A 3,044-nucleotide genomic window follows, 5' to 3' on the forward strand; every position below is an offset into this window, starting at 1 on the left:
CCTTGTACTGCAATACGGACAATTCTCCGTTGACATTGAAGATTAGCGGGGATGCCAAATAACAAATAGAAAGAGTAATCATGCGAATGCCCCCGAGTAAAATATTCCGGTGCTTCCCGTTATGCGGATGCCTGATGCTCCTGCTTTTCCCGTCTTGCCGCCGGGATGTCGCGCTGGAGCGTGCCTTGGCGCTTGCCGGTGAGAACCGGCAGGAACTGGAGCATGTGCTGTGGCACTATAAGGACGACAGCCTGAAACTCGCTGCCGCCCGTTTCCTGATAGAGAACATGCCCTACCACTTCTACGAGGAGGAGTTTTACGCGCTGCCCGGCGATGGGAGACACCGCCCGCAGCTGACGGACTTCTCCACGGAGGAGGCTGGCAAGGCGCACCTCGACTCGCTGGCAAGGGCGGGGCGTATGGTGGAACGCCGCCGCTACAAGGATATCCACACGCTGGACAGTGCTTTCCTGGTACGGAACATCGACCTCGCTTTCGAGGCGTGGATGAAGCCCTGGGCGAGGCGGGTGCCTTTTGCTGTCTTCTGCCGGTATATACTGCCGTACCGCACCAGCCGTGAATACCCTTCGGGCCTCAGGAAGGAGATGATGGACAGGTTCACCCCCTTGCTCGACTCTGCCGGAGTCTCCACTCCGTTGGAAGCTTGCTCGCTGCTGAACGCGAGGCTGGAAACCTTGATGAAGTATAAAAAGAACTCCCCCCTTTCTATCCTACGATAGAGGAGACGTATGCCTGGGGAGGTGCCCGGTGCGAAGGCTTGTGCGATTTGGGCCTGTTCGTCATGCGTGCCGTGGGCATCCCTGTGGCCTTGGACAAGACCCTCTGGACGCGCATGGACTGGGGGCACAACTGGGGAGCCGTGTGGCAGGACGGACGTTTCCACAGCTTTGCTCCCGGAGAGCAGTTACCGGGTGAGTATCTGCCGGTATTGAACGGCCGGGGAAATTTGCGGCCCGCCAAGGTATACCGTTCCCATTTCGGCCTCTGTTCCGTGCCCGGCAGAGAGGAAGGCGCGGACGACGGCTATGCCACCTGGCTGAAAAGTCCCTTGCTGGAGGACGTCAGCCCGGAGTACCTCGAACGTCCCGTCGATGTCGGCGTGTCGACCGACCGCATCCGGGAGTTCGTGCATGCATCGGGCCGGGTCTATCTTTGCGCCTACAATTATTACCGGTGGGAGCCCATTGCCATGGGATGCCGCACCGATGCGGTCTGTCAGTTTCACCGGGTGGGATGCGACAACATCTTCATCGTGGCGGATTCTCCCTCGGGCGGGCGGCTCCGCTTCCTTACCGCCCCGTTCCATGCGGATGCGAGCGGGCATGTACGCAAGTTCATCCCCCGTACGGACCAGACACGGGCGTTCACGTTCCCGAAACGGAAAAGGCTGCTCAAGCGTCCGTACACGCTCCACTACTGGGATGCGGAGTCGGCTTCGTTTTCCCCGCTGGAATACGACAGCACCGCCGATTCCACCCAGAGCTATACGAATATCCCGGAGAATGCGCTGCTGTGGTTCACCGTGCCCGACCGCATCGTCAACCAGCGTGTGTTCTATCTGGAAAACGACAGTGTGATAACCATGGACCTGATAAGGTAGGAAAGGATGGACGGGAAGGAAACGAAGAGGAAGAGGATTATGGTAAGGTGGCTTGGCAGGCTGACGAACGCCGCTTTTTACCTTTGCCTGCTTGCCGCGGGCTATTGTGTATTGCATGTGTTTGCCGTGGTCTCCTTCAGGATTCCCAGCGACTCGATGTCGCCCGCCCTGTTGCCTGGCGACTATATCCTGGTGGACAAGTGTTCGGGCGGCGCGCGTCTGTTCGACCTCTCCGGCGCCTTGGAGGGGAAGGATGTGGAGATATACCGTGTGCCGGGCTGGAGGAGGTACCGGAGGGACGACGTGTTGGTATTCAACTTCCCCTATCGGCCGGGCAGTTGGGACAGTATTGCCTTCGACGTGATGCGCTACTACGTGAAGCGTTGCGTGGCGGTGCCGGGCGACACGCTGGAGATAAGAAACGGGCGCTACCGGATAGCCGGCCATGAGGGGAACGTGGGCTACTTGCCTTCCCAGGAAGCGATGGCCCTGTTGCCCGACAGCGGCGCCGCGGGCGTGCAGATGGAGACCTTCCCCTGGAACAAGGATTGGGGCTGGACGGTGAAGGAGTTCGGGCCGCTGCCTGTTCCCGCCAAGGGGCAGGTGGTGGAGATGGATTCCGTGTCGTGGTTGCTCTACCGGCAACCTGTGGGCTGGGAGCAGAAAAAGAAATTGCGCATGGATGCGGACGGCCGCGCCTATCTGGGCGACAGCCTGATACGGGAATACCGCTTCCTGGAGAACTACTACTTCGTGGCGGGCGACAAGGCGGAGAACTCGCAGGACTCCCGTTACTGGGGGCTGCTTCCCGAGCCTTTTATCGTGGGACGTGCGGTGATGATATGGAAGTCGGAAGATATGGCCACCGGCGCCGTGAGATGGAACCGGACTGGAAAGAGGATAGAATAAATGGATAACTGACTGCATGGTTACTGCAAGCTTGTTGCACTGCTACTGCAAGCTTGTTGCACTGCTGCTGCAAACTTGTTGCACTGCTGCTGCAAATAGGGTTGCAGTATCGCTGTAATTTGCTTGCATCATCTTTGCAGTGCTTGTCTGTTGAATCATAGTCAGTTGCGCTATCAGCTAAAACCGGTCTCACCGGAAAAGCCGATACTTCTGTGAATACATACGAAAGAGTGTCGGCTCTAGCTTCGTTAACTCCTGAAGGCGCGAAGTGATAATTTCTCTGACCCTTGTAAAGAACCTCCATTTATGTTTTTTTATACAAATATTCATGATGCCGACAGGTGATAATCAAACAAAAACTCTTTCAACACTGTTCTTTTCTCTGAATATTGAATATAGCATTAGTGTCCCATAAAAAATAGGGACTAGTTAAACATTAAATAAATTTGGCCCATTTGGTCCGAAACGGTCTTTGTCATATTGAAATTTAGTTTTGTCGAAGAGGTCTTTCAAG

The 3,044-nt window shown here is 56.2% G+C and carries 3 protein-coding genes; all 3 read left to right on the forward strand.

What is annotated here, in order from left to right:
• Positions 1-86 precede the first annotated feature (86 nt).
• Positions 87-740: a hypothetical protein gene (locus E5355_RS20060; RefSeq protein ID WP_246867004.1), complete on the forward strand. Its 654-nt coding sequence runs from the start codon at positions 87-89 to the stop codon at positions 738-740.
• Positions 741-829: 89 nt separating this feature from the next.
• Entirely contained in the window at positions 830-1,621 is a 792-nt protein-coding gene (locus E5355_RS20065; RefSeq protein ID WP_246867005.1) for a hypothetical protein, read from the forward strand.
• Between the two features lie 6 nt (positions 1,622-1,627).
• A complete protein-coding gene (gene lepB, locus E5355_RS18860) occupies positions 1,628-2,530 on the forward strand; it encodes a signal peptidase I (protein WP_136011534.1) in 903 nt (300 codons plus the stop codon).
• Positions 2,531-3,044: the final 514 nt, after the last annotated feature.

The organism is Bacteroides muris (ex Afrizal et al. 2022), assembly GCF_004793475.1.
GTDB classification, from domain to species: Bacteria; Bacteroidota; Bacteroidia; order Bacteroidales; family Bacteroidaceae; genus Bacteroides; species Bacteroides muris.